23 protein-coding genes, 1 tRNA gene, 1 other RNA gene and 1 pseudogene are annotated in these 23,442 nt (G+C 45.8%); 13 read left to right on the forward strand and 13 right to left on the reverse strand.

What is annotated here, in order from left to right; genetic code table 11:
* The first annotated feature begins 31 nt into the window (after positions 1 to 31).
* Positions 32 to 514 carry a hypothetical protein gene (locus tag QHG54_RS07180; RefSeq protein WP_406604096.1) on the forward strand — a complete coding sequence of 161 codons (483 nt, stop codon included), beginning with the start codon at positions 32 to 34 and terminating at the stop codon, positions 512 to 514.
* A gap of 157 nt (positions 515 to 671) precedes the next feature.
* Here the strand turns inward: QHG54_RS07180 and QHG54_RS07185 are convergent, their stop codons facing one another.
* Entirely contained in the window at positions 672 to 3,050 is a 2,379-nt protein-coding gene (locus QHG54_RS07185; RefSeq protein ID WP_406604097.1) for a toprim domain-containing protein, read from the reverse strand.
* A 26-nt stretch (positions 3,051 to 3,076) separates the two neighbouring features.
* Positions 3,077 to 4,153, reverse strand: a complete 1,077-nt coding sequence (locus QHG54_RS07190; RefSeq protein WP_406604098.1) for a YdaU family protein — start codon at positions 4,151 to 4,153, stop codon at positions 3,077 to 3,079.
* Between the two features lie 458 nt (positions 4,154 to 4,611).
* On the opposite strand from QHG54_RS07190, the gene QHG54_RS07195 reads away from it, so the two are divergent.
* The 4 genes from QHG54_RS07195 to QHG54_RS07210 all read left to right on the forward strand — a co-directional run bounded on the left by QHG54_RS07195 (position 4,612) and on the right by QHG54_RS07210 (position 7,849).
* A complete protein-coding gene (locus QHG54_RS07195) occupies positions 4,612 to 4,929 on the forward strand; it encodes an XRE family transcriptional regulator (RefSeq protein WP_317993791.1) in 318 nt (105 codons plus the stop codon).
* 313 nt (positions 4,930 to 5,242) lie between these two features.
* Positions 5,243 to 5,632: a hypothetical protein gene (locus tag QHG54_RS07200; protein ID WP_317993790.1), complete on the forward strand. Its 390-nt coding sequence runs from the start codon at positions 5,243 to 5,245 to the stop codon at positions 5,630 to 5,632.
* Between the two features lie 6 nt (positions 5,633 to 5,638).
* Complete coding sequence (locus QHG54_RS07205) at positions 5,639 to 5,836, forward strand: hypothetical protein (protein WP_317993789.1); 198 nt, start codon at positions 5,639 to 5,641, stop codon at positions 5,834 to 5,836.
* Positions 5,837 to 7,177: 1,341 nt separating this feature from the next.
* On the forward strand, positions 7,178 to 7,849 hold the full coding sequence (locus tag QHG54_RS07210) for a YqaJ viral recombinase family protein (RefSeq protein ID WP_317993787.1): 672 nt from the start codon (positions 7,178 to 7,180) through the stop codon (positions 7,847 to 7,849).
* 1,171 nt (positions 7,850 to 9,020) lie between these two features.
* Here the strand turns inward: QHG54_RS07210 and QHG54_RS07215 are convergent.
* A tRNA-Thr gene (locus tag QHG54_RS07215) sits at positions 9,021 to 9,095 on the reverse strand.
* Between the two features lie 5 nt (positions 9,096 to 9,100).
* Positions 9,101 to 9,508: a hypothetical protein gene (locus QHG54_RS07220; protein ID WP_406604549.1), complete on the reverse strand. Its 408-nt coding sequence runs from the start codon at positions 9,506 to 9,508 to the stop codon at positions 9,101 to 9,103.
* 63 nt (positions 9,509 to 9,571) lie between these two features.
* Here QHG54_RS07220 and murA point away from each other — a divergent pair, with 63 nt between their 5' ends.
* Positions 9,572 to 10,867: a UDP-N-acetylglucosamine 1-carboxyvinyltransferase gene (gene murA / locus QHG54_RS07225; protein WP_406604099.1), complete on the forward strand. Its 1,296-nt coding sequence runs from the start codon at positions 9,572 to 9,574 to the stop codon at positions 10,865 to 10,867.
* A gap of 953 nt (positions 10,868 to 11,820) precedes the next feature.
* Here murA and QHG54_RS07230 read toward each other — a convergent pair.
* The 6 genes and pseudogenes from QHG54_RS07230 to ykgO form a co-directional block, all read right to left on the reverse strand.
* Positions 11,821 to 12,097: pseudogene (locus QHG54_RS07230) on the reverse strand (UDP-N-acetylglucosamine 1-carboxyvinyltransferase); the annotation flags it as partial.
* 481 nt (positions 12,098 to 12,578) lie between these two features.
* On the reverse strand, positions 12,579 to 13,415 hold the full coding sequence (locus QHG54_RS07235) for a TIGR00282 family metallophosphoesterase (protein ID WP_317993784.1): 837 nt from the start codon (positions 13,413 to 13,415) through the stop codon (positions 12,579 to 12,581).
* A gap of 3 nt (positions 13,416 to 13,418) precedes the next feature.
* Entirely contained in the window at positions 13,419 to 14,027 is a 609-nt protein-coding gene (locus tag QHG54_RS07240; protein ID WP_317993783.1) for a 5-formyltetrahydrofolate cyclo-ligase, read from the reverse strand.
* Positions 14,028 to 14,222: 195 nt separating this feature from the next.
* A non-coding RNA gene (gene ssrS / locus QHG54_RS07245) (6S RNA) lies at positions 14,223 to 14,381 on the reverse strand.
* A gap of 383 nt (positions 14,382 to 14,764) precedes the next feature.
* A complete protein-coding gene (locus QHG54_RS07250) occupies positions 14,765 to 15,556 on the reverse strand; it encodes a tetratricopeptide repeat protein (protein ID WP_317993782.1) in 792 nt (263 codons plus the stop codon).
* A gap of 254 nt (positions 15,557 to 15,810) precedes the next feature.
* Positions 15,811 to 15,936: a type B 50S ribosomal protein L36 gene (ykgO, locus tag QHG54_RS07255; protein ID WP_004863016.1), complete on the reverse strand. Its 126-nt coding sequence runs from the start codon at positions 15,934 to 15,936 to the stop codon at positions 15,811 to 15,813.
* A gap of 935 nt (positions 15,937 to 16,871) precedes the next feature.
* Here ykgO and QHG54_RS07260 point away from each other — a divergent pair.
* The 3 genes from QHG54_RS07260 to QHG54_RS07270 all read left to right on the forward strand — a co-directional run bounded on the left by QHG54_RS07260 (position 16,872) and on the right by QHG54_RS07270 (position 17,804).
* Entirely contained in the window at positions 16,872 to 16,994 is a 123-nt protein-coding gene (locus tag QHG54_RS07260) for a hypothetical protein (RefSeq protein WP_317993779.1), read from the forward strand.
* Between the two features lie 176 nt (positions 16,995 to 17,170).
* The gene (locus QHG54_RS07265) at positions 17,171 to 17,293 is read left to right on the forward strand and encodes a hypothetical protein (protein WP_317993779.1); all 123 of its coding nucleotides are present in this window, start codon (positions 17,171 to 17,173) and stop codon (positions 17,291 to 17,293) included.
* Between the two features lie 202 nt (positions 17,294 to 17,495).
* Complete coding sequence (locus tag QHG54_RS07270; RefSeq protein WP_406604100.1) at positions 17,496 to 17,804, forward strand: hypothetical protein; 309 nt, start codon at positions 17,496 to 17,498, stop codon at positions 17,802 to 17,804.
* A 37-nt stretch (positions 17,805 to 17,841) separates the two neighbouring features.
* Here QHG54_RS07270 and QHG54_RS07275 read toward each other — a convergent pair whose 3' ends face one another.
* Entirely contained in the window at positions 17,842 to 18,450 is a 609-nt protein-coding gene (locus QHG54_RS07275; protein WP_406604544.1) for a fumarylacetoacetate hydrolase family protein, read from the reverse strand.
* A gap of 476 nt (positions 18,451 to 18,926) precedes the next feature.
* On the opposite strand from QHG54_RS07275, the gene QHG54_RS07280 reads away from it, so the two are divergent.
* The 3 genes from QHG54_RS07280 (at position 18,927) to QHG54_RS07290 (ending at position 20,354) form a co-directional block, all read left to right on the forward strand.
* The gene (locus tag QHG54_RS07280) at positions 18,927 to 19,292 is read left to right on the forward strand and encodes a helix-turn-helix domain-containing protein (RefSeq protein WP_406604101.1); all 366 of its coding nucleotides are present in this window, start codon (positions 18,927 to 18,929) and stop codon (positions 19,290 to 19,292) included.
* Between the two features lie 288 nt (positions 19,293 to 19,580).
* Positions 19,581 to 19,946 carry a helix-turn-helix domain-containing protein gene (locus QHG54_RS07285; protein ID WP_406604102.1) on the forward strand — a complete coding sequence of 122 codons (366 nt, stop codon included), beginning with the start codon at positions 19,581 to 19,583 and terminating at the stop codon, positions 19,944 to 19,946.
* Positions 19,947 to 20,090: 144 nt separating this feature from the next.
* Positions 20,091 to 20,354, forward strand: coding sequence for a hypothetical protein (locus tag QHG54_RS07290; RefSeq protein ID WP_406604103.1), 264 nt, complete (start codon positions 20,091 to 20,093; stop codon positions 20,352 to 20,354).
* 374 nt (positions 20,355 to 20,728) lie between these two features.
* Here QHG54_RS07290 and QHG54_RS07295 read toward each other — a convergent pair whose 3' ends face one another.
* Positions 20,729 to 21,826, reverse strand: coding sequence for a 5-(carboxyamino)imidazole ribonucleotide synthase (locus QHG54_RS07295; protein ID WP_406604545.1), 1,098 nt, complete (start codon positions 21,824 to 21,826; stop codon positions 20,729 to 20,731).
* Here QHG54_RS07295 and QHG54_RS07300 point away from each other — a divergent pair.
* Positions 21,816 to 22,343 (forward strand): hypothetical protein, encoded by a 528-nt coding sequence (locus QHG54_RS07300; RefSeq protein ID WP_406604550.1) that lies wholly within the window; start codon positions 21,816 to 21,818, stop codon positions 22,341 to 22,343. The two genes, QHG54_RS07295 and QHG54_RS07300, sit on opposite strands and share 11 nt — an antisense overlap.
* Here QHG54_RS07300 and purE read toward each other — a convergent pair.
* Positions 22,281 to 22,778, reverse strand: a complete 498-nt coding sequence (gene purE, locus QHG54_RS07305; RefSeq protein ID WP_406604104.1) for a 5-(carboxyamino)imidazole ribonucleotide mutase — start codon at positions 22,776 to 22,778, stop codon at positions 22,281 to 22,283. The genes QHG54_RS07300 and purE overlap by 63 nt on opposite strands.
* Positions 22,779 to 23,442 lie beyond the last annotated feature (664 nt).

Genomic DNA, 23,442 nt, shown 5'->3' on the forward strand with positions numbered 1-23,442 from the left:
TTGTTGTTTGGTCATCTGTTTAAAAAATTGGATGGAGGTTGCTGGAGACCTTTGGGGGAGGGTAAGCTCCGCTGGGGGGGATATTCCTTTCCTTGAGTGGAAAATTGCGAATGGGGGCATTGGTATTGCGTGGTTTTTGTTCTTGAAGTGCGTGCTGTTGTGTTGCATTGCCGGCGTTGTCTTTGGTCTGATTTATGCGGGACTGAGGAGATTGGGGGTTTTGCAGGGGGCGTTCTGGAAGTGGTTGGTGTTTTCCTTCATTCTGAACCTTGTTAGTCATTTTGTTTATGCGCAAGCGGAGCGTGTTGGGGTGGATTGGCTTTGGTTCTCGAAGCAGTGGGTGTTTTATTGCATTGTTGGTTTTGTCCTTGGTGTTGTCCTTTGCGTTGCTCAAGTGGCAGCAAGGGGGTATGGGGTTTACGTGGGGCGCGTTTTTGAAGGCAGGGGTGTTTTGCTGCCTTGTGGTTTTTTACCTTTGGGTTGCTTAGGTCGGAGTGGGAAGCCCCGCTGTTGATTGGGATGTGTTTTTGAAGGCGGTGGCATTTTGTTGCATTGTCGGTATTGTCCTTGCTTTGGCGCATCACGGAGCGCGGCATATGGGGGGGCGCTGGTTTTTGATCTCGAATGATTTGGGCGTATCTGTGCATTGTTGCACTTGTCCCTGGTTTTGTTCAGGAGGGTGTAAGGTGTGTTCGTGTTTTGGCGGAAGTGTTAGAGAGGCTGGTGTTGGTTTTGCGTTCAAGATAACGCCGTGGCATGAGGGGAGGTTCAGAGGAGCAGCGATAGCGGTAGCTTTTGGGGTCAAACCAAAGACCAATTTTGCCTTCAAAATCCCCTGAACGTTGTTTTGCGATATTCATAATCACACCGGGGCGTTTGGCTAATTCTGCTTTTTCTTCCCTCTGGGATGCGGCAAAGATTTTGTCTTCTAATGACCGATTGCGCCAAATGGTGATGATGTTAAAAGCATTGGCGCCAATTTCTGAGGCGCCTTTAATATCTTCCGTGCCTGGGATATCCTTATCCAGCCCCCCTTTGCGCGCATGGGCTACAAGGTGAATATGCACCGCGTGTAAAACAGCCCAATCAACCATTTTGTAAACAGCTTGTTCTTGTCCGGCATAGTCATCTGAGGCGATGCCGAGACGCATCAGACTGTCGATGATAAATTGATCACAGCCATAACGTGCGCGGCAATAGTCAAACACATCTAGCAATGTGTCGACGCTCGATTTGCCAACATGCTCATAAAGAATTAACCCTTCGTCTAAAAAATGCAGAATCCGTTCAATCATCTCTGTTGTTGGTTGCTCTACGCCTCCTGTTTGTTTGCTTAAACGGCGTAGCGATTGTTCTCCTTTCATTTCTAGTGAGGCTAAACAAAGCCGGCTTTTTTGCGAAATCCAATGGGGAATACAGTCTGATAACAATTGGCTCTTTCCAGCACCACTTGCACCGCTCCACAGTGTTAATTCTGCTGGACGAAAAGTAAGTTTCCCGTTGAGTTTAGGATAGGGAACCGTATAGCCTTGATGCTGTTCTGGGGTTGGCCAAAACAGCCCTATGACTTGATCCTTATAGTCTGAGGCGCGCCGTAATCCTTCTGGGGCAAAGCTTTTTGCTGATGAAAAGGCGGCTTTTATGGTGGCGGCATCAATACCGGCGGTTAAACAGTCATTGGCATCCTTACGGGGCAAGCGTACACGGTAACAGCGGTGGCGACCAAGCCTGCTGGCAATCTCACGTGCTGCTTCTTCGCCGGGTTTGTCCATATCGGTGGCGAGAAAAATGGTCTCAAAAGGCTCTAAATGGTCAAATTCATTCTCAATCCAATTGTGTTTGCCTCCACTGCCTCCTCCAAAGGGTACGGAAACCGCCGGATACCCATAGGCGGCTAATGAAAGGGCATCAATTTCTCCTTCGGTGATGACAATCGTGCGATTTGTCGGGGAAAAAGCCCATTCCATTGGGGCATGTGCCTGATTTGTGGTGGTGTGGGGTTGGTGCGTGGTGGCGTGTGCCTGATTTGTGGTGGCGTGGGGTTGGTGCGTGGTGGTGTGGGGTTGGTGCGTGGCGGCGTGGGGTTGGTGCGTGGCGGCGTGGGGTTGGTGTGTGGTGGCGTGGGGTTGGTGTGTGGTGGCGTGGGGTTGGTGTGTGGCGGCGTGGGGTTGGTGTGTGGCGGCGTGGGGTTGGTGTGTGGCGGCGTGGGGTTGGTGTGTGGTGGTGTGGGGTTGGTGCGTGGTGGTGTGGGGTTGGTGTGTGGTGGTGTGGGGTTGGTGTGTGGCGGCGTGGGGTTGGTGTGTGGTGGCGTGGGGTTGGTGTGTGGTGGCGTGGGGTTGGTGTGTGGCGGCGTGGGGTTGGTGTGTGGCGGCGTGGGGTTGGTGTGTGGCGGCGTGGGGTTGGTGTGTGGTGGTGTGGGGTTGGTGCGTGGTGGTGTGGGGTTGGTGTGTGGTGGTGTGGGGTTGGGGTGTGGGATAAAGAGCTTGCCAACCAAACAAAATGGGTTCACATTGTGCTGCTGTTGGTTTTGCTTTTGCGCCTGCTTGCGCGAGCCGTTCTTTTACCAAAGCAAGGGTGCCATCCGGTTTATAAAAGGGAAAAATAATCTTTTCTCCGTCTTCTCCTATCCGGTAACGCTTTAAAATCTCAAGTGGAATGCAGCGCTCTTGGTTGAGGTAAGTTTTTACCAAATTCTGTGGTGGGTTTCCTTTTGGAGTTGGGGGACGTCGATAGCAACGATGAGGTGCCATAAAGGGTTTGGGACGTGTAAGATTGAGAGTGCTGCGTGCTTCCTCTAAGGCTTGAGAGAGGCTTATCCCTTTGACAGCACACCAAAGGTCTAAAAGGTCACCGCCGCGGCCTTCTGCAAAGTCGTACCAAAGCCCCGCTTTGTCACCACTCAAACATACCGATAAACTTTGACCCGCTTCACCGCGTGTGTTGCCAACAACCCAATTATTGCCACGTTTGTATCCTTTTGGCAAAAGCATTTCTGCTATCTCTCTGGCTTGAGAGATAAGCTTCTGTTTGATTTCAAAAATTGTATTCATCTTAACGTGTGTTGTATGTGTTTATGTTAACGTGTGCTGTAGTTGATGAGAGTGCGGTAAAGGGCATCATCGTTGTTGCAATGCGGTGCGAGGGGCTTGTGAGAAGAAAAAATCGCAAGTTTTTCTTGATGTTCTTTTATTCGCTCAATCTCACGACGAAACCAATTGCGCCATGTCGCTTGCCAATCGACTTTAAGCGCGTCTTTACCACTTTTGGCATGCCAATAATCACGAAATTTCTTTTCTTGCCAATGCGCTTGTTCTTCACTCAGACCTTCTGAAATCGCTGCACGGATGTCTGCTTGCCAATCATCAGGAAGACGTTGCCCCTTCGTTGTTGCCGTGCGGCTCTTGATTTTGTCGCTGGTGGAGGTGGGGCTTTGTGCGCTGCCGCTGGTGGAGGGGGTGGGGCTTTGTGCGCTGCCGCGAGAGTGCCTAACCTTCTCAGCAGCATTTTGGGTGAGATCTTGTTTTTGGGAAGGGTTCGTGCAAAGCTTTGAGGGTGAGAGGGGTGGTGAGGATGAGAACGGCTGTGACGACGTGTGTGTAGAACAAAGTTGTGCGCATGCTGCTTTCCGCTCTTTCTCCTCCTCTGTCGCAAAAACAAAAAATTGCTTTTCTGAAACACCGTGAGGTGTTTCCTTTTCTTCTCCCTTCTGAGATTCTGAGCTTTGTTCAGCATCTCTTGCACTCTCGTTGAGCAGTTGTTGAACCTTTGCATTGATTTTCTTGCGTTTTTGTGCCGAAGAACGACCGGCAAAGGATTTCTGTTCAAGCAATTTTGCTCGCTCCTGAAACACATTCTCGCAGCGCTTATTCCATAAACCATTCGCTAAGTTTAAAATTTTTCCCTCTTGTATCAGCATTTGTAAAACATTACCAAAAGTTCGCTTGTCACAACCGCAAAGACGCGCTAAACGTTCTATCGATAATTCTAGAGGACGACCGCGTGCGTACATTTCGTTGAGGAGAATCGTGTAAATTCCAATCTCGTGTGCACGCATTCCGCGAACCCCTCCTAGAAAATCATTCTGATACCAACAAACATAAGGAAGCGTAGACGATTCATAGTGTGGAGTTTCTTGTTGATTGGCGTGTTGCATACTTCAATCCGCTTTCTTCTTTTTTATATTTTTATTCACAACAAAACCGAAAACAATGTTTTTGGCAGACGTTGATGTTGAATTAAGCGTTTTTACGCTTTCAGTTGACGTGTTTCGGTTTTGTCCCGTTTTGTTCTGTTAGATGAGGTGTTCTGCAAAAGGACTTTATCGACTCTAACAAATGATCTTTGCATGTTTAGGTGCATGCAACCCTACAGTTTGAGATTGTTAAATGACAAAAAATAAAGAGTACAATACTTGAGACGCATGGGCTTTCGGGGGCGCCTTTTTGCATCCTTTGGGGTGGTAAAATGTTTTTTTGACCCAGAAATGAGCTTTTATCCCCCCTTAAAAAAGTAAAATTTGTTTTCTTAATTTTATCCTTTTTAGAGGATAATGCAAGCCCGTTTTATAAAAAGGACGTGTTTTTTTAAAAAGATGCGCTATATGGTGAGACTATGAATATCGATGGTTGGCGTCAAAGATTAAGTGCAGCACTCAAAAAAAGTGGCCGGTCAAAAAGATCTATCTCTCTCGCAGCCGGTAAAGGTGCAGGCTACCTTCACTCTATTCTCGCTGAGGGAAAAGAGCCAACAATCGAATCTTTAGTGCGTGTTTGTCATGAAATTAATATCAGTATGAATTATATCCTTTATGGAGAGGGAGCTAGTCCTGAAGATAAAGAGTTCATCGATCTTATTTCAAAACTTTCTCCTGAGGAAAGACAGGCGATTTTAACTCTTTTGCGGCGGCCAACTGGCGAAGCATCAGAATAATTTCTTTCTGTGTTTTTGTGTCAAGAGTGCACCAGTATTGTATCAATTCCAAATCACTCATTTTAGCTCTCCTGTCTGTTTGTGGTTGCGTTGGGTAAGAACAAATAGAGAACAATGCAAGGGCATTCGGTGAACAAAAGAGGGTAAGTTTTTATTCACATATGCCGTTTGAACGTCGTAAAGACTAAAATTATATCTTTTATTAAGGATAATAGTAATTGACATATCTCCCATAGAGGAGATAAGACTAACGCTATATTTGACCTTGTCAAGTCAAAGCTGTGCTTTATCAACTATACAAAAGGGGGAAATCATGAAAAATATGCCATTCGTTAAAGAGGATGAAATTATCATTCTGCTTTGTGAAGATGAGAATTGTGATGCTGTTGAAGGACCATTCGATCAAGCCGAAGAAGTTCTCGAATTTGTTGAAGAGCGCGAAACTGTTTACAGAATCCTACGCCTCGATCTCAAAACACTTCATGCTGATGATGTCAGTGAACACATCGCTGATGCCTACGTTATGCATCATGAAATTGATGAACAAAATACCCAACTCCAGCCATTCATTCTCAATAGTGATGCCTATCATGCTTACTTAGATGAAAAAGTCACCCGTGATTATGAAGATAATCTCTATGGTTCTTACGAAAAACAGCATCGTTTGCGTCCCTGTGATGTGTTGAACGACTATTGGTGGTAAAAAATCATGGCAAGTTATCTTCAGACTTTTTATCAGGGAATCCCTCTTTATTACGCGGGAAATAGCCAAAACAAAATTAGACTCGAACCACAAAAACACCACGCAATTCTCTTCAAATCGCAAAAAGCTGCTGCGTGTGTCGCGAAAAATTTGGCACAAGAATATCAGCGAGACGATTTTTGCGTCGTACAACAGCTGGATTGAGGATTATTTTGCCTCGATAAAGGAGGGAATGCTCAGGGAATGGATACAAAGGGGGGGGATGCCAAGGGGGACTTATCGGTCCCCAAGCGTTTGAAGTTCGCGTGGGGGGATGGGGAAGAGGAGCCTTTCTGTGGGGGTATGGAAGCCGCTTGGCTTATGAGGAAAGGAGGGAGGTGTTGTGTGTAGATGCGCGTGCTGATGGGGGGAAGTTCAGGGGTTTTCATTGGGGGGGGTAGATATATCTTTTTGCGTCGACACAAGGGAGGGATGCTAAGGGCGATGCCAAGAGGGGCAGAGGTAACAAGGGGCGATACCAAGGGGAAGGTACTAACTTCAAGAACATCTGCAATTTGGAGAGGTGTCTTGAGAGAGAGATAAAATTCTCAAGCTATTTTGCAAAGCCAAGCAGTGTGCTTATGGAGGGAGAGGCATGGAGGGAGCGCGTTGAGTCCATGTGTTTAAAGGGGAAGAGGAAAGGGGGCTTCATGGGGAAAAGTCCTTCACGCTCTAGCAGAATTTTGCGCTCTAGCGGCAGGGCAGAGAATTTTCTTGTTCTTCTCTTGTGGGGGGGCGAAGTGTCTGGGGGGCCGCCCAAGAGAGTACGTTTTCCGGTGAGCACGCGCTCCACGCACCGCAGCACCCCATGGGGAAAGTTCTCATGGGGGGAAATGTGGGAAATGATGGGAATGTGAAATGTGGGGAGAGGGTGAAGAGATGTGGGGGTGGAATGTAGGGGGACCCCATGTGGTTGGTGTCGAGTGCTCATGTATCTGCGCGCTTACGGGAAAAGAGAGAGGGGTACTTATATTTGGGATTTTCGTTCGCATAGGTGTATGTGCCATGGGGTGCTCATAGGTACTCATGGGGGGGAAGAGAAAGAGAGGGGAATTTTTATATATTGGGTCCCCAAGCGTTTGAAGTTCGCGGGGGTATGGGGAGGGAGGAGCCTTTCTGTGGGGATATGGAAGCCGCTTGGCTTATGAGGAAAGGAGGGAGGTGTGGTGTGTAGATGCGCGTGCTGATGGGGGAGAAGTTCAGGGGTTTTCATTGGGGTATGGCAGATGTTCTGAATTTCATAAAAGTAGATATGCCAAAAAGGGGCATTTTTTATTTTATTGCGACATGCAAGGAGTGTTTGCAAAATCACAAAGAGAAAATTGAAAAGCGCTCAACATGCGTAAAAGTTGTTTTGCTCAGCGGTAAAAGCAAAAGATCAAGAGTGATCAAATCGCCAAATGCTGCAAAAATAGGTGGCGAGCCTCAAAAAGAGGGGGATTCATACAGATCTATAAGATGTTTTAAAGAGCAAAGGCGCTTCAAATTCAAAGATAGGGGGGCCCCATGCCAATTATTATCGATTGTCTGCAAGGAACGGAGGAATGGTATGAAGCGCGCAAAGGTTTGATCACAGGTTCTTTGTTTGAAATGGTGATGGCACGAACAAAACAAGGGCAAAAAACCTCAAAATATCATTCCGTTATGATGAAACTCGCTGGCGAAAGAATTACTAGAAAAATCGTTGAAGAGGGGAAAACCCTTTCTATGCGGCGTGGGACAGAATTAGAACCAAGCGCGCGGCAGCTTTATGGTTCACTCACCCATACAGAACCAAAATGTATCGGGTTTGTTTTGGCTGATGATCGGATGAAAGGTTTTTCTCCCGATGCTTTTATTGGACCAAATGGACTGTTGGAAATTAAAACCAAAAAACCCGAAATCCTTATCCCTCATTACGCGCAAAAGGATTTTCCAGAAGAGCATAAAGCACAGTGTCAAGGAGGATTGTGGATCGCTCAACGCGAATGGGTGGATTTGATGCTCTATTGGCCTGATATGCCACCTTTGATTAAACGCGCTTATCGTGATGAAGCTTATATATGCAAGCTTGAAAGTGAGATTAGCCATTTTAATGAGGCTTTGGAGATTATGGTCCAGCAAATTAAGCGCGTCGAAACAGGGTTTGGCGTGAGAATGGAAAATGCTTTGGAGGAGCACACCAGCGGGGGCTTTTGAGGAGAAAGGTAGTGCCTGTGGGATTGGAGGAGTGCATGTGTGATACTTTCTCCATGGCAGTGGCACGTTTAGCGGCAGGGCAGAGAATTTTCTTGTTCTTCTCTTGTGGGGGGAAAAGGAGAGAGAGGGGCTTCTCAAGAGAGCACGTCTTCTGGTGAGCGTGCACTCCAAGCACCCCATGGGGAAAGTTTTCATGGGGGGCATGTGGAAAATGATGGGAATGAGATGTGGGGAGGGGGTGAGAGATGTGGGGGTGGAACGTAGGGGCCATGTGGTCCGTGTCGTGTGCTCATGTGTCCGCGCTTACGGGAAAGGGGGTGGCTTATATTTGGGGTTTTCGTTCGCATAGGTGTACGTGCCATGGGGTGCTCTCATAGGTACTCATGGGGGGAGAAGGAGAGAGGGGGGACTTTTCTATATTGGGTCCCCAAGCGCGTTTGAAGCCCGCGTGGGGGTATGGGGAGGGAGGAGCCTTGTGGGGATATGGAAGCACTTGGCTTATGAGGAAAGGGGTGGTTTGTGGATGCGTGCTTATGGGGGGAAGTTTATAAGAGCCAAGTGCAAGGTTCTTCATTGAGCGGGGGAGGATCATTTTGCATCGATGAAGGGGGAGGATGCTAAGGAGGAAGAAGATGCTAAGGGGGAGGATGCCAACTTCAAGAACATCTGCAATTCGGATAAGTCTTGTAGAGAAAGAGATGCAAAATGCCCAAGGTGTTTTGGGAGGCAAGCATTAAAGAAGGCACATTGTGCTTTGAACGGAAGAGACGGTGTGGACCGAGCGCGTTGAGTCCATATGCTTAAAGGGGAAGAGAGGGGGGCTTCATGGGGAAAAGTCCTTCACGTTCTAGCGGAATTTGGGGATTGAGTGGCAGGGGCTGGTTCTGTTTTCTTTCTTTTGGGGAGGGAAGAAGTGTCTGGGTGTGCATGAGTGGGGAGAAGGGAGCCACACAGGGCTGCACAGTGCTGAAGTGTGCAAAAAATAGCAAAAAGTCCCCATGGGTATGTATGATGGCTATGGGGATGATGGACAAGAGGCTGTGTGGTTGGGGGTGTTGTGGTGGTGGGGGTTTGTGTGGTGGGCCAAAATGTTTTTTTTAGGGGGGCGGATATACTATACGAGGCTAAAATGGTGAAGAGGCTAAAATGATGCTTGAGAGGTGGTGTATAATGGTGCTGCGAGAGAGGATTGAACTCTCGACCTCTCCCTTACCAAGGGAGTGCTCTACCACTGAGCTACCGCAGCATTTTTCAACCTTTGCGCTGCCTTGTGCCATATTGTTGGAAAATAGGCAAGAGAGCATTTATGCATTCTTGAAAGAAAAAACCTCTTGTATCACGCCATACATCTTTATACAACAACACTGGCTTTATACAAACAGCACTGAGTTGTTTAAAGGGAAGCTTAACATTGCTTAAAAGGCCGCGTAATGACACAAATGCATCAAAATCAAAAGCAAGAAAAAATGAACCATCAAGATGAAAAGGCAAAACAACGTCAGGAAAGACTGGCAAAGCAATTACGTGAAAACCTAAAACGCCGAAAAGAGCAAAGTCGGAAAAGATCTCAAAATGGGTTGTGAAAAATCTACAAATTTGTTTTTTTATGGCATTTTTGCAACCAACTTTCATAATCGTTCGTTTTAAGATCAGTGTCAAGAATAACTTCCTAAGGAATCGAAGCCTTTGGAGGGGGAGCTCAAAGGAAAGAGTAAAATTACTATGGATTCTATTCAAATTATTGGTGGGAAAAGTCTCAAGGGTACCATTCCTATTTCAGGAGCAAAAAATGCTGCATTGCCTCTTATGATTGCTGCTTTGCTTACCGAAGAACCACTCGTTTTAGAAAATGTTCCTCATCTTGCTGATGTCGAACTCCTTATCCGTATCCTGAATAATCATGGTGTTGGATATAGTGTAGAAGGACAAAAATTCCATCGCGATTGTGTCGATTCAAGAATAATCCATTTTACCGCAAAAACAATAGCAACGACACATGCACCGTACGAACTCGTGCGAAAAATGCGTGCAAGCTTTTGGGTGATTGGTCCCCTGCTTGCACGGTGCAGAGAGGCTTATGTCTCTCTGCCCGGTGGATGTGCTATCGGGACAAGACCTGTCGATTTTATCCTCGAGGGTCTCAGAATTTTGGGAGCACAGATTACTATCGAAAATGGATATGTGCATGCCAAAGCCCCAAAAGGATTAAAAGGTGCTGAGTATTGTTTCCCTAAAGTTACTGTTGGGGGAACACATGTTTTGCTCATGGCAGCTGCAACTGCAAACGGAAAAACCGTTCTCTATAATGCTGCTTGTGAACCAGAAGTGACAAATCTTATTCGAGCTCTGAACGCAATGGGGGCAAAAATAGTCGGTGAAGGAACATCAACACTCACAATCGATGGCGTTCAAAAACTCTTTGGTACGAGAATACAGGTTATCCCTGACCGAATCGAAGCCGGAACTTATGCAATGGCTGTGGCTATGACTGGGGGAGATGTGCTGCTCAAAAATGCAAACCCTAACCATCTTAACCAAGTGCTCAGAATTCTCCAAAAAACAGGACTCGATATTCAAATTAAACCTGAAGGAATTCACGTTAAACGAAATCCAAGAGAAACAAAAATAATGCCCGTTGATATTAAAACAGGACCTTATCCCGCTTTTCCAACGGATCTTCAAGCCCAATTTATGGCACTGATGACACGCTCTGATGGGATTGCTCAGATCACTGAAACGGTCTTCGAAAATCGCTTTATGCACGTGCAAGAACTCTCCCGTTTAGGGGCGCAGATAAAATTGGATGGGCAGACGGCAACCGTCTACGGAACAAAAAATCTGCAAGGCGCTCCCGTGATGGCTACTGATTTGCGCGCCTCTGTCTCTCTTGTTATTGCTGCTCTGGCAGCAAAAGGAGAAACCATCGTTAATCGCGTGTATCACCTTGATCGCGGATTTGAACGGTTAGAAGAAAAATTAGCACGCTGTGGTGCTACCATTCAACGTATAACAGCTTAAACCCCCTTTTCACCCCTCCTTCGGGGGGGGGGCTCTTGAGCGCTCTCTTCGCGGCGACTTCTTTTTAAGATTTAAAGAGATGTTTCTGCTAAGCGAAGCTTCACCCCACAGAAGCTTCACCCCTAAGAAGCTTTTCTCCGAAGGAAACCTTTTTGCATCACATTCTGCTTTTTGCAATTTTTGCTCTTGTTTTGATTTTCTACTCTTAAAATCCAACTTTGACAGATTGTGCAGTTAAGTAAAAAATAGACATAAAAACAATGAATTAAGACCTATTCCTCTCTCATCCCGCATTTTTCCACTTATTACAAAAATGATTATAAACCACAATATATTGTGAAAAGAAAGCGCACCTTAAAGACAGAAGACTGAAAGGAGCGCCTCGAAATGCGCGTTTAGAGAATATCTCTCAAAGAAGAATCCCCCCGAAAGATAATCAGTTGTAAAAATCTCATCCCAAAAAACTTTGTTCAAAAGAGAGAAATTCAAAAGGAAATATTTCATAAATCTTCCCCCCCTTTGAGGGAATTACCTTTCTCATAAAAGGGAACTTCCCCAAGAAAATCTCACTTCACAAAAATTTCACCCCGTAGAAGCTTCACTCCAAAAGGGCAGTTTTTGATGAGGAAGTGTTTGAAATATCCCTCCTGAAGAAAACGCAACCGAAGAGAAACCGAAGAGAAACCGAAAAGAACCACAAAAAAGTAACCTTGCGAGCAATTTTACTCAGAAGGTATTTCCTAAAAAGAAAAAGGTCCTCAAAAGCAATCACCTACAGAGCCCCTCAAAGAGGAAAGCATCCCTTAAAAGAAATGCTCTGAAAAAGCTTCACTCCGAAGCAGCTTTGCTCCAAAAGGGCAACTGAGCAGAAACATCTCTTTAAATCTTAAAAAGAAGTCGCCGCGAAGAGAGCGCTCAAGAGCACCCCCCCGAAGGAGGGGTGAAAAGGGGGTTTAAGCTGTTATACGTTGAATGGTAGCACCAACAGCGTGCTAATTTTTCTTCTAACCGTTCAAATCCGCGATCAAGGTGATACACGCGATTAACGATGGTTTCTCCTTTTGCTGCCAGAGCGATGATAACAAGTGCAGCAATAACAAGAGAGACAGAGGCGCGCAAATCAGTAGCCATCACGGGAGCGCCTTGCAGATTTTTTGTTCCGTAGACGGTTGCCGTCTGCCCATCCAATTTTATCTGCGCCCCTAAACGGGAGAGTTCTTGCACGTGCATAGTAAACGGTAAAGTCATTGTGACCATTGTGCACCACCATCTTTACGCTTGTGGAAGGTGCAAAGCCGATACCATCATACTCTTTACTCGCTGCCAATGTTGCAACAGCTCTTGCAGTGAAGAGCGTTCATTAGCGGCATTTTTATTCCTTTCTAAGACAGTTTTTTATCTACACGCTAATCCTACTTGTGACGTGCAAGGGGATGGTTTTGATTGCTTCAACATAAAAGGATCTGAAATGAGAGAATCTTACGGTATGCAGGTCGCTCATTGAAGTTGCAAAATGGTAAATTATATTTATAAATCAATATGTTGTGCGTACATAAAGCGATTTTCGAAAATCGTTACAATGATCTGAGTCGTTCTCTTCAAAGGCGCCTCTTAAATAGGTGCTTTTAAAAAGGAGTATCACAGAGAAAGGAGCCCTCAAAAAGGATATTTCTCGAAGGGGGTGAAGGGGATAAAGGGGTATTGAAGATGATTACCAAAAATCTGGACTTTCAGGTTTTAAATGGGGGCCAATCCTGACCGCCGAGATCTTTTCCGCTAAACCTGTCTTGTTTGAAAGTTCAACCGCTAAACCGCAAAGTGTTGCAGGACCTTGGGCAGGTTCATAGCGATTCTGTCTCTTCTTATAAAGAAAACGGTGTAAGGGTTCTTCCTTATCCATTCCCAGAGACGAATTATAATCTCCACACATCCCCGCATCCGATAAATAAGCTGTGCCACCTTCTAAAATTTGGGCGTCAGCCGTAGGAATATGGGTATGCGTTCCGACAATAACGCTTACACGGCCATCAAGAAAATGACCAAAACATTGCTTTTCGCTCGTCGTTTCGGCATGAAAGTCAAAAATGATTGCATCTACTTGTTCCATCAAAGAACAAGCCGACAAAATCTTTTCAGCCGTTTCAAAGGGATCATCCACTTGGCACGGCATAAAAACATTTCCCAAAAGATTCACAACAAGGACACAAGCCCCGTTTTTCGCCGTAAAAATACCTGAACCCTTTCCAGGCATGCCTTTAGAAAAATTGGCGGGACGTAAAAAACGATCATTTTCATCCACATAGCGCAATATTTCTTTACATGAAAAAGCATGGTTGCCCGTTGTCACAACGTCAACACCTACTGCTAAAAGATCTTGATAAGTCTCCTGTGTGATGCCAAAGCCACCAGAGGCGTTTTCACCATTGACCACAACAAAATCAAGTTGCCACTTTTCAATCAGCTGTGGAAGTTGTTCAAAAACAATCTTACAGCCCGTTGCTCCAACAATGTCACCTAAAAATAAAAAACGCATAAGCGTTTTAACCATATTTTAACGCTTTAAGAAACCTTTTTCTGTAACAATTCCCTCTAAAACCAGATCATGTTCTGCAGTGGGAATGCATGGAACTTCCTGACACGAAAAACCTAAACCTAATAAATGGACCTGATGCCCTTGTTTTTTAAGAACTTCAACAACGCGGTCATAATATCCACCTCCATAACCAAGACGGTGACATTGGCTGTCAAACGCTGAGAGGGGTACAATAATAAAGTTGGGCACAACAACTGCATTTTCTGCACCAGGACCCAATGTGCCAAAGCGCATCGGCTCTAACACCGTGTTTTGAGAAAATGCACGAAAAAACATGGTGGTTGAATCAACAACGACCGGTAAAGCTAAACGTCCGCCACGTGCCATTATAGGAGCAAACAAAGGACGGGGGTCACTTTCCGATTTGATCGGCCAATAGCCTGCTAGAATCATGCGCGAAAAATCTTCCCCCCTTTGTTCAAGGGTATGCATCAGGTGGCAACAGGCACGATGCGAAAAGATCCCACGTTCTCGTACTGAGAGTGCATCGCGCTTGGATAAACCGCTTTTGCGTAATTGTGAGCGAATTGATGAAGGAGATTGTGGGTCGTTTGTGTTTTGTGCCATTATTTTATCAATTATTCTATAAATTGCTGCAACGTACTATAAATCGCTTCACGCTACCACAAAACACTACCAAACAAGGCACGAGAAACTGCCAAAAAATCCACAAATATCTTGAAAAAAAGCGTAGTGATTTGCTTCACACAAAAAGGATTATAAATTTGCTTTATTTGTGCAAAAAAAATGTGCAAAAGAAAGTGGTGATCCACAACAGCCGATGGAAAAAGTTGATCCCGGGAACCTATATACTAGGTGGGCGCCATATGAAAAAGCCCACGAGCTTTATCAGGGACAGCTCCCTTGGAGATCACTAAGGTCTCAGGATATGTTATCTCCTGTCGAGAAGTGCAGAACACCACAATAAGTATAAAACAGTTTGAGATTTTCTGCTAGATATAAAATGACCGTGATGCAATTTGGGGGCGGCTGCTCTCTTTTTTAGTGATGATTTTTCGGGATTAATCTTCGGGGGAGTCTCTGTAGGGATTTCTTGGGGACTCATCCCTTATTTACAGAGTTTGCGGTGATTGTTGCTCTCATAGGATCTGAATGCACTTTTCAATCTTGTGTTTTGTGGAGAGTATCCACGTGTGCTTTCAGTGGCTTTGATGATAGGGGGGCTGTTTTGTTGTCATGGTAAGGGCTTGAGCGTGAAGAATGCTCTGGTTTATTGGCGCGGTTGCAAGTTTGCGCGTAAGGGTGCGTGCCTGCGGTCAGGCTCCGTTATTGAGAGTACTTGTTTAGAGTGCTTGCGGTGATTGTTGGTCTAGCAGGATCTGAATGCGCTTTTGGACCTTCCGCATTTGCGGATAGTATTCGAGCGCCTTTTCATAGGCTTTGATGGCAAGTTTTGGACGCTCTGTTGCTTCCATGGTAACACCTAGCTCAAAAAAGGCTATGTAATTGCGTGGTTCCAGTTTGAGAGCATGATTAAGGTCAAGCATGGCAAGTTTAAAATCACTCAGTTGAATATGAATCCATGCGCGTCTTACCCAAGCTTCGGCATAAGTAGGGTGAAGCGCTAGGGCGTTATCAATGTAATCAAGGGCAAGACCATAATTATCGGCGTTGATAGCATTTTCAGCCCACGACATTAAAAGATCAATCGTCTCACTTCCCGATTGTGACCATAAACGTTGAAGCTGTTGACTTATCCTTTTCGCTTTATGAACATCGGCACAAAATTTCAATTCTTTGAGTAAGCGTGAAACTTCCGCTTTTTTGCGCTGTTCAGCTCTGTGCGTATGCGACTGATGTGTTGCCTCAAAATCTTCAAGAATGATGGCTGCCGAATCAGAATCAGGAAGAGTTGGTGCAGAAGGGGGGGGACTGGGGATCAGATCATCCAACGGCAAAAGCAACTGTGGAGAGGCAGGATCAGGAAGTGAAGGGGGACTTTGCCCGTATCCAGAAGAAATCAAACAAAAGCTGCTTACAAAAGCAAGAAAAAAACCGACAGAAAGCAAAAAATTTTGTCGGAAAAGACAAAAGCTCCGTAATGGTAAAGTTTTTAAAAAGAGAGAAAACTTCATAAAAACAAATCCTCAACAGATGAGGTATCACACAACGGACCTGTAACACAAGGATGGACCTGTAATCTAAAAACCAACCTGCAAGAAATCCCCAAAAGCCCCACCCTTGCAAAAAAGCAGGCATAAAAAGCATCAGCCTTACAAAGCATCAATCCCACAAGAGATTAACCCTATAGGACCTCACCTCTACAAATCATTGACCCCACAAGTCACTTTAACCCCATAAGGCACCCCAACCCCATAAGGGCTGGCTATCAACCTTGACGTGCTCTAAAACGTGGGTTGGTTTTGTTGAGGATATAAACACGCCCCTTGCGACGCACCAAACGATTGTTGCGGTGGCGTTCTTTCAGTGCTTTAAGCGAATTTTTAATTTTCATCATACTCACCGTTTATAGAAACTCACATAATGCAATGTCATAACTTTGAGACCGTAATCTCAACACCACAACACTGTACTCTCTTATTATAACTCTCATATTATGATTGTATCATAATATCTATTACACACTTTTTCACTGTGATCAAAAAGGAAAATGTGATCAAAAAGAAAAGCGCATCCCCAAAACAAAGGCATGCATTAACACATTTCATTAGCACAACGAATAAGTGAAAGTTGCAAAAAGATCTACGGTACTTCTAACAAGAAGTCCACTTTTTGTCAAGCAATCATCCCTTACAAATTCCCTTTCAGCGTGAGGAGAGGGGAGAAGGCTTGAGGACAAAGGGGGCTTTTGTGGAGGGATGCGTGTGGGGCGCGGTGTTTTGGGGGGGCCTTGGGGTGGTGTTTTGGTTGGGATGTTTTTTTGGGGGTGCTGTTGCTGGGATTCTTGAATAGATGCTTTGGAGAGTGTTTGCGGGGGGTGTGTTTGGGGGCGGTTCTTGAGGAGAAACCCTTGGGGATGAGATTTTAAGGGTGGGTGGTGTTTTACATTCCCTCTTCGCCTGGGGAGAGGGGAGAAGGCTCGAGGACAAAAGGGGCTTTTGCGGGGTTTAAGAGGAGGAGGGGGTAGGATGCTGTTGAGGGGAAGCATTTGTGGAGGGATGCCGTGTGGGGCGCGGTGTTTTGGGGGGGCCTTGGGGTGGTGTTTTGGTTTGGATGTTTTTTGGGGGGTGCTGTTGCTGGGATTCTTGAATAGATGCTTTGGAGAGTGTTTGCGGGGGGTGTGTTTGGGGGCGGTTCTTGAGGAGAAACCCTTGGGGATGAGATTTTAAGGGTGGGTGGTGTTTTACATTCCCTCTTCGCCTGGGGAGAGGGGAGAAGGCTCGAGGACAAAAGGGGCTTTTGCGGGGTTTAAGAGGAGGAGGGGGTAGGATGCTGTTGAGGGGAAGCATTTGTGGAGGGATGCGTGTGGGGCGCGGTGTTTTGGGGGGCCTTGGGGTGATGTTTTGGTTTGGATGTTTTTTGGGGGGTGCTGTTGCTGGGATTCTTGAATAGATGCTTTGGAGAGTGTTTGCGGGGGGTGTGTTTGGGGGCGGTTCTTGAGGAGAAACCCTTGGGGATGAGATTTTAAGGGTGGGTGGTGTTTTACAGTCCCTCTTCGCTTGGGGAGAGGGGAGAAGGATCGAGGACAAAAGGGGCTTTTGCGGGGTTTAAGAGGAGGAGGGGGTAGGATGCTGTTGAGGGGAAGCATTTGTGGAGGGATGCGTGTGGGGCGCGGTGTTTTGGGGGGCCTTGGGGTGATGTTTTGGTTTGGATGTTTTTTGGGGGGTGCTGTTGCTGGGATTCTTGAATAGATGCTTTGGAGAGTGTTTGCGGGGGGTGTGTTTGGGGGCGGTTCTTGAGGAGAAACCCTTGGGGATGAGATTTTAAGGGTGGGTGGTGTTTTACAGTCCCTCTTCGCTTGGGGAGAGGGGAGAAGGATCGAGGACAAAAGGGGGCTTTGCGGGGGGTAAGAGGAGGAGGGGGCGGTGTTTTGAGGGAAGCATTTGTGGAGGGATGCGTGTGGGGCGCGGTGTTTTGGGGGGCCTTGGGGTGGTGTTTTGGTTTGGATGTTTTTTTGGGGGTGCTGTTGCTGGGGGTGTGTTTGGGGGCGGTGTTTTGAGGGAAGCATTTGTGGAGGGATGCGTGTGGGGCGCGGTGTTTTGGGGGGCCTTGGGGTGGTGTTTTGGTTTGGATGCTTTGGAGGGAAGTGGCACTTCTAAAACGTTGGCAAATGCGTTCTTTCTTCCCAATCTCGTTGCATTATCGATGATAAGCGCCATATTCGGGCCTAGTGAGATAAATAAAATTAAGCGAGATGACTAAAAAAATGAAACAATGAAAAAGGTTAGTATTTGATGATTCATTTTACTTTTAGCTCTGAAATTAATTGATTTTCGAGATACAATTCTATTCTGTCAAACTGAGAAAGTTTTCCGACACCCTTTGGAGTGCCTGTGTATATGAGATCACCACGTTTTAGCTGAATGTAGTGACTTAAAAATGATATTATCTTCTCAAAGCTAAAGATCATATTTTTCGTATTGCCAACTTGTCTTGTTTCGCCATTCAACTTCATTGTAAAGGTTATTGGGTTGTTTATTTTTTCCTTGTTTATGAAGTCAGAGACGTATGCAGCGCCTTTAAATCCTTTCGATAAAAGCCAAGGAAGCTTTTTTTCTTTCAGTTTTGTTTGCAAATCCCGCGCTGTGAGATCAAGACCTATTGCTACGGCATCATAGCATTCTTCCGCTTCTTTCTCATCGACCATGAAAGCGTCCTTTGCGATTTTGAGCACAATTTCAGTTTCAAAATGGATTTCTTGAGAAAAATCAGGGAGATAAATTTCATTGCCTAAAACGAGTGAACTGTTTGGCTTGCTAAAGATAACGGGTTCATCTTCAACAACATTGCCTAGTTCATGAACATGTTCAACATAATTGAGTCCAACACAGTAAATGTCATTCATCATAGCAGCCCCTCCAAGTTTTTCATTTTCTTTTTGTATAGACAAAATACCACTGTGGAAACAACATCTTTTCTCATATCGATATGTCCGCTTTCTGAAAAATATGCAAAATATGCATTGTGTGGGGTGATGACTAGCTGTGATGATAGCCTTTCGCATTGTCTCTCTTTTGAAGTGTTCTCAAGACTATATTTCTGAGAGATGAAGAAACATTGTTTTCATTTTGGTTGCTAATTTCTTTAAAGTGCTTTATTAATGAGCGTTGTGATTTTGGTCGTATACGCAGCGACTAATGGGGGGACTTTCAAAACTCAAACGTAGAAATCGATCCTGTTTTGCGGGCATCCCTAGAATTCCGGGAGTTTTTGCCATGTCCAGGTGCTCTCAGCGCTAAAAGCAAAAAAGCTGATTCAAACTCAGTGCTTTCTACTCCCGGAATACCAATGCGAGGGCGCTTGCACCTGGCGGGGGGTTCTAAAGTGAAAGCCAAAAATCCACATTTCAATGATATTTCTATAGGCAAAAAAATTCGCTTTCAAAGAAAAATGATGGGAATATCGCAAAAGCAATTAGGTTACCATTTAGGTGTAACCTTTCAACAAATCCAAAAGTATGAAAAAGGCTTCAATCGTGTGAGTGCGGGGCGCTTACAAGAAATTGCCGATATCTTCGATGTTCCAATTTCCTTCTTTTACGCTGATCTCTCGACAACAGAAAATGCCTCATACCCTAGTGATGAGGGAATCGCCAGCAAGGAAGAATATGTCCTTTTGAAAAGTTTTAGAGTGCTGCAACCCAAAAAACAAAAAGCAATTTTGCGGTTCATTTCTGAGATTTGTGGTTGATGTCTGCAAGATGAAGAAACACTGTTTTCATTTTGGTTGCTAATTTCTTTAAAGTGCTTTATTAATGAGCGTTGTGATTTTGGTCGTATACGCAGCGACTAATGGGGGGACTTTCAAAACTCAAACGTAGAAATCGATCCTGTTTTGCGGGCATCCCTAGAATTCCGGGAGTTTTTGCCATGTCCAGGTGCTCTCAGCGCTAAAAGCAAAAAAGCTGATTCAAACTCAGTGCTTTCTACTCCCGGAATACCAATGCGAGGGCGCTTGCACCTGGCGGGGGGTTCTAAAGTGAAAGCCAAAAATCCACATTTCAATGATATTTCTATAGGCAAAAAAATTCGCTTTCAAAGAAAAATGATGGGAATATCGCAAAAGCAATTAGGTTACCATTTAGGTGTAACCTTTCAACAAATCCAAAAGTATGAAAAAGGCTTCAATCGTGTGGGCGCTGGACGCTTACAAGAAATTGCCGATATCTTCGATGTTCCAATTTCCTTCTTTTACGCTAATCTCTCGACAACAGAAAATGCCTCATACCCTAGTGATGAGGGAATCGCCAGCAAGGAAGAATATGTCCTTTTGAAAAGTTTTAGAGTGCTGCAACCCAAAAAACAAAAAGCAGTTTTGCGGTTCATTTCTGAGATTTGTGGTTGATGTCTGAGAGATGAAGAAAACACTGGTTTAAAATCATGACCGCCTAACCCGCACTTCATAACAACTTAAACAGTCTCTTGTTTCCAATCAAAATATTTCATTTCTTGAGTGTTATTGCATTTTCTTAAAAACAACCGTGAATAGTTGCAGCGTGGTTTTCTCGTTGCAGCAATATCAGGCAAAGAGTGTGTTGTTTCCCTTCATTGTTTTCTTTCCATGGTTTTTACTTTGCGCTTGCTGTTTCATGCTTGTTGCATGCGTGCCAAAAATCCCCTGCCTGTTAAATTGACCACGCTTTTCGGAGGTAAGGTGCTCGATAAAGGCAGATGCGCTGGGCGCGGTGCGGGTGCTGGGTGTAGTGGATGTGTTGGGTTCGGTGCGGGTGCTGTCTCCTACCTGTTAAACTGACACGTTTTTCGGAGGTAAGGTGCTCGATAAAGGCAGATGCGCTGGGCGCGGTGCGGGTGCTGGGTGTAGTGGATGTGTTGGGTTCGGTGCGGGTGCTGTCTCCTACCTGTTAAATTGACCACGCTTTTCGGAGGTAAGGTGTTCGATAAAGCAGATGTACTGGATGGGATGAGTGCCGTGGATGTGCTGGGCGCGGTGGTCGATAAGGGGGCAGATGCGCTGGATGCGTTGGGTGTAGTGGAGGTACTGGGTGAGGTGGGTGTTTGTGGTGAGATGTGGGGGTGTTTGGTGAGGTTGGGGGAGGTGTAGTGGAGGGGCGTGCATATTTTTCCTCAATGAGGCTTGTGTTTGCGTTTTAGAGATTACAGGATAAATTACTGTCCAGATTTGGTGACTGGACCGGTTAATTGGATGACGTGTCCCATTTTGCGTGCAGGTTGCACAGAGCTTTTGCCATATAAATGGATCGATGTGTGCTGTTGTCTCAGGAAATATTTGAAATCGTTGAGATTGTTGCCAAGAAGATTGATCATCTCGCAATCGCTGTGGCGGTATGTGCTGCCCAAAGGAAGACCGCAAATGGCACGGATATGCTGTTCAAATTGTGAAGTTACGCACGCCTTTTGCGTCCAATGACCAGAGTTATGCACGCGAGGTGCCAATTCATTCACTAAAAGATCACCATCCATTAAAACAAAAAATTCAATGCAAAGAACACCAACATAATTCAGGGCATCCATAACTGTTACGCTGATTTCTTGCGCTGCCTTCTGTGTGGCAAGCGGAATACGTGAGGGAACAAGGGACTTATGAAGAATGCCGTTTTTGTGCTGATTTTCAGGGCAATCATAAAAAATATGCTCTCCTTGCAGTGTGCGTGCTGAGAGAACCGAAATCTCCGATAAAAAGGGAACAATCTCTTCCAAAATCGAGGGCTGTCCTTGAAAAGCCGTAAAGGCTTCATCTATGGCTTGTTCATTGGGACGATTCAACATGATCTGATTTTTTCCATCATAACCAAAACGGCGTGTCTTCAAAAGACCCCGTCCGTCCAGTGCTGAAAGGCCAGAAATGAAAGAAGAATGATCATCAACAGCATGCCACAGTGCTGTACGGATCCCTTGCCTGTTCAAAAATTGCTTCTCAAGCAACCGATCTTGCGTAATCTCTAATGCCTTGGAAGAGGGATAAACAGGCTTGCTTTTCTCTACATATTGAACCGTTTGAAGCGAAAGATTTTCAAACTCATAGGTTACAATATCACACAGAGAAATAAAACGATCTAAAGCCGAATAATCATCATAGGGGGCAACAATATGTTCATTGGCTGTTTGTGCCGCTGGGCAATCCATTTCAGGGCAAAAAACAACCGTGCGAAATCCTAATTCTGCTGCCGCTATCGCTAACATTCGTGCCAACTGTCCTCCGCCTATTAAACCAACCACGCTCCTCGGAGGTAAGGTGTTTGATATAGCAGATGCGCTGGATGTGCTGGGTGCGGTGTGGGTGCTGGATGCAGTGCTGGATGAGGCGGGGGGGCTGGATGCGGTGTGGGCGGTGCTGGATGCGGTGTGGGCGGTGCTGGGTGTGGTGTGGGTGCTGCTGGGTGCGGTGCGGGCGCTGGGTGTGGTGCGAGCGCTGGGTGTGGTGTGGGTGCTGGGTGTGGTGTGGGTGCTGGGTGTGGTGTGGGTGCTGGATGCAGTGCGGGGGGTGCTGGATGCAGTGCGGGGGGTGCTGGGTGCGGTGCGGGCGGTGCTGGGTGTGGTGTGGGTGCTGGGTGCGGTGCGGGCGGTGCTGGGTGTGGTGAGGGTGCTGGATGCAGTGCGGGGGGTGCTGGGTGTGGTGAGGGTGCTGCTGTGTGTGGTGCGGGCGCTGGGTGTGGTGTGGGTGCTGGATGCGGTGCGGGTGCTGAAAGAGTGTGTCATTTTAAACCTCACTTGTAGGAGTTTGCGCGACACTCGCTGTTTGTTGCTGACGCCAATCTTGTAGCCGTTGTGACAAATCATCATCGTAAACTGCCATCACGGCTGCTGCTAAAAGCGCTGCATTAATCGCTCCTGCTTTGCCAATTGCTAATGTGCCAACCGGTATTCCTGCCGGCATTTGCACAATTGAAAGCAAAGAATCTTGACCGGATAATGATTGTGTGTGCACTGGAACGCCAAAAACAGGAAGTGGCGTGAGTGCTGCTAACATACCAGGAAGATGCGCTGCACCACCAGCTCCAGCGATCAAAACTTTAAAACCCGCTGCTTTTGCTCCTTTCGCAAACTGGTAAAGACGTTCAGGGGTGCGGTGTGCTGAGACAATATGCGAAATATGAGAAATACCAAGGCAAGTCAAAATATCTGCGCTATGACGCATCGTTTGCCAATCCGATTGGCTGCCCATTAAAATCGCTACCTCACATGATTCTTTCATCATTCTGCATCCTTTTCAACTGTTCAACGCAATTCTTTTCCCTTTATTCTTTAAGAGTCTTATATTCTCTTTGCAAAGTCAATTGATGACAAAACAACAGTTTTTTCAATTTCGTCCTAAGGTGGGTTTAAGAGTGTAAGAAAAGGAAGTGGGTGAAAGCCCTGCCTTTGGCAAAACACAAATTAAAGTAATGCAAGTTAAAGCAGTGTACCAAAATAAAGTGCTGGTTTGAAACGTATTACGCCTTTACTTGAGCTATCTCTCATGAGGGTAAAGGCACGTGAGACTCTGTTGTACTATCGCGTTGCTCTTTCATATTCTCAGCAGGGGGTGTCTATCTCCATCAATCTAATCTTTATGAATATGACGCAAAGGATTTATACAAACGCCTGTAAGCATCAGCAAATGAAAAACCAGTCGTGTTATATGTTTTTACATTAGTTTGCAGTTTTCATAATTCCTGCTTTCTGTGTAAGCGTAAAATCGTAAATAAGGAACTAAAAATGGAACACAGAAGGGGGCGGGGTATTTTACGCGTGTTCAAAATGCAATGAATGCGATGAGAGGGTGGAAAATGTGATCAAAGAGGGTGGAAGCGTTGTGCGTAAAGGCTGGGGTGAGAAAGGGGATGGTGTTGTGGGTTGAAAGGTGGAGAAAAGAGATGCGC

Source organism: Bartonella gliris (genome assembly GCF_045277155.1).
Lineage (GTDB): Bacteria > Pseudomonadota > Alphaproteobacteria > Rhizobiales > Rhizobiaceae > Bartonella > Bartonella gliris.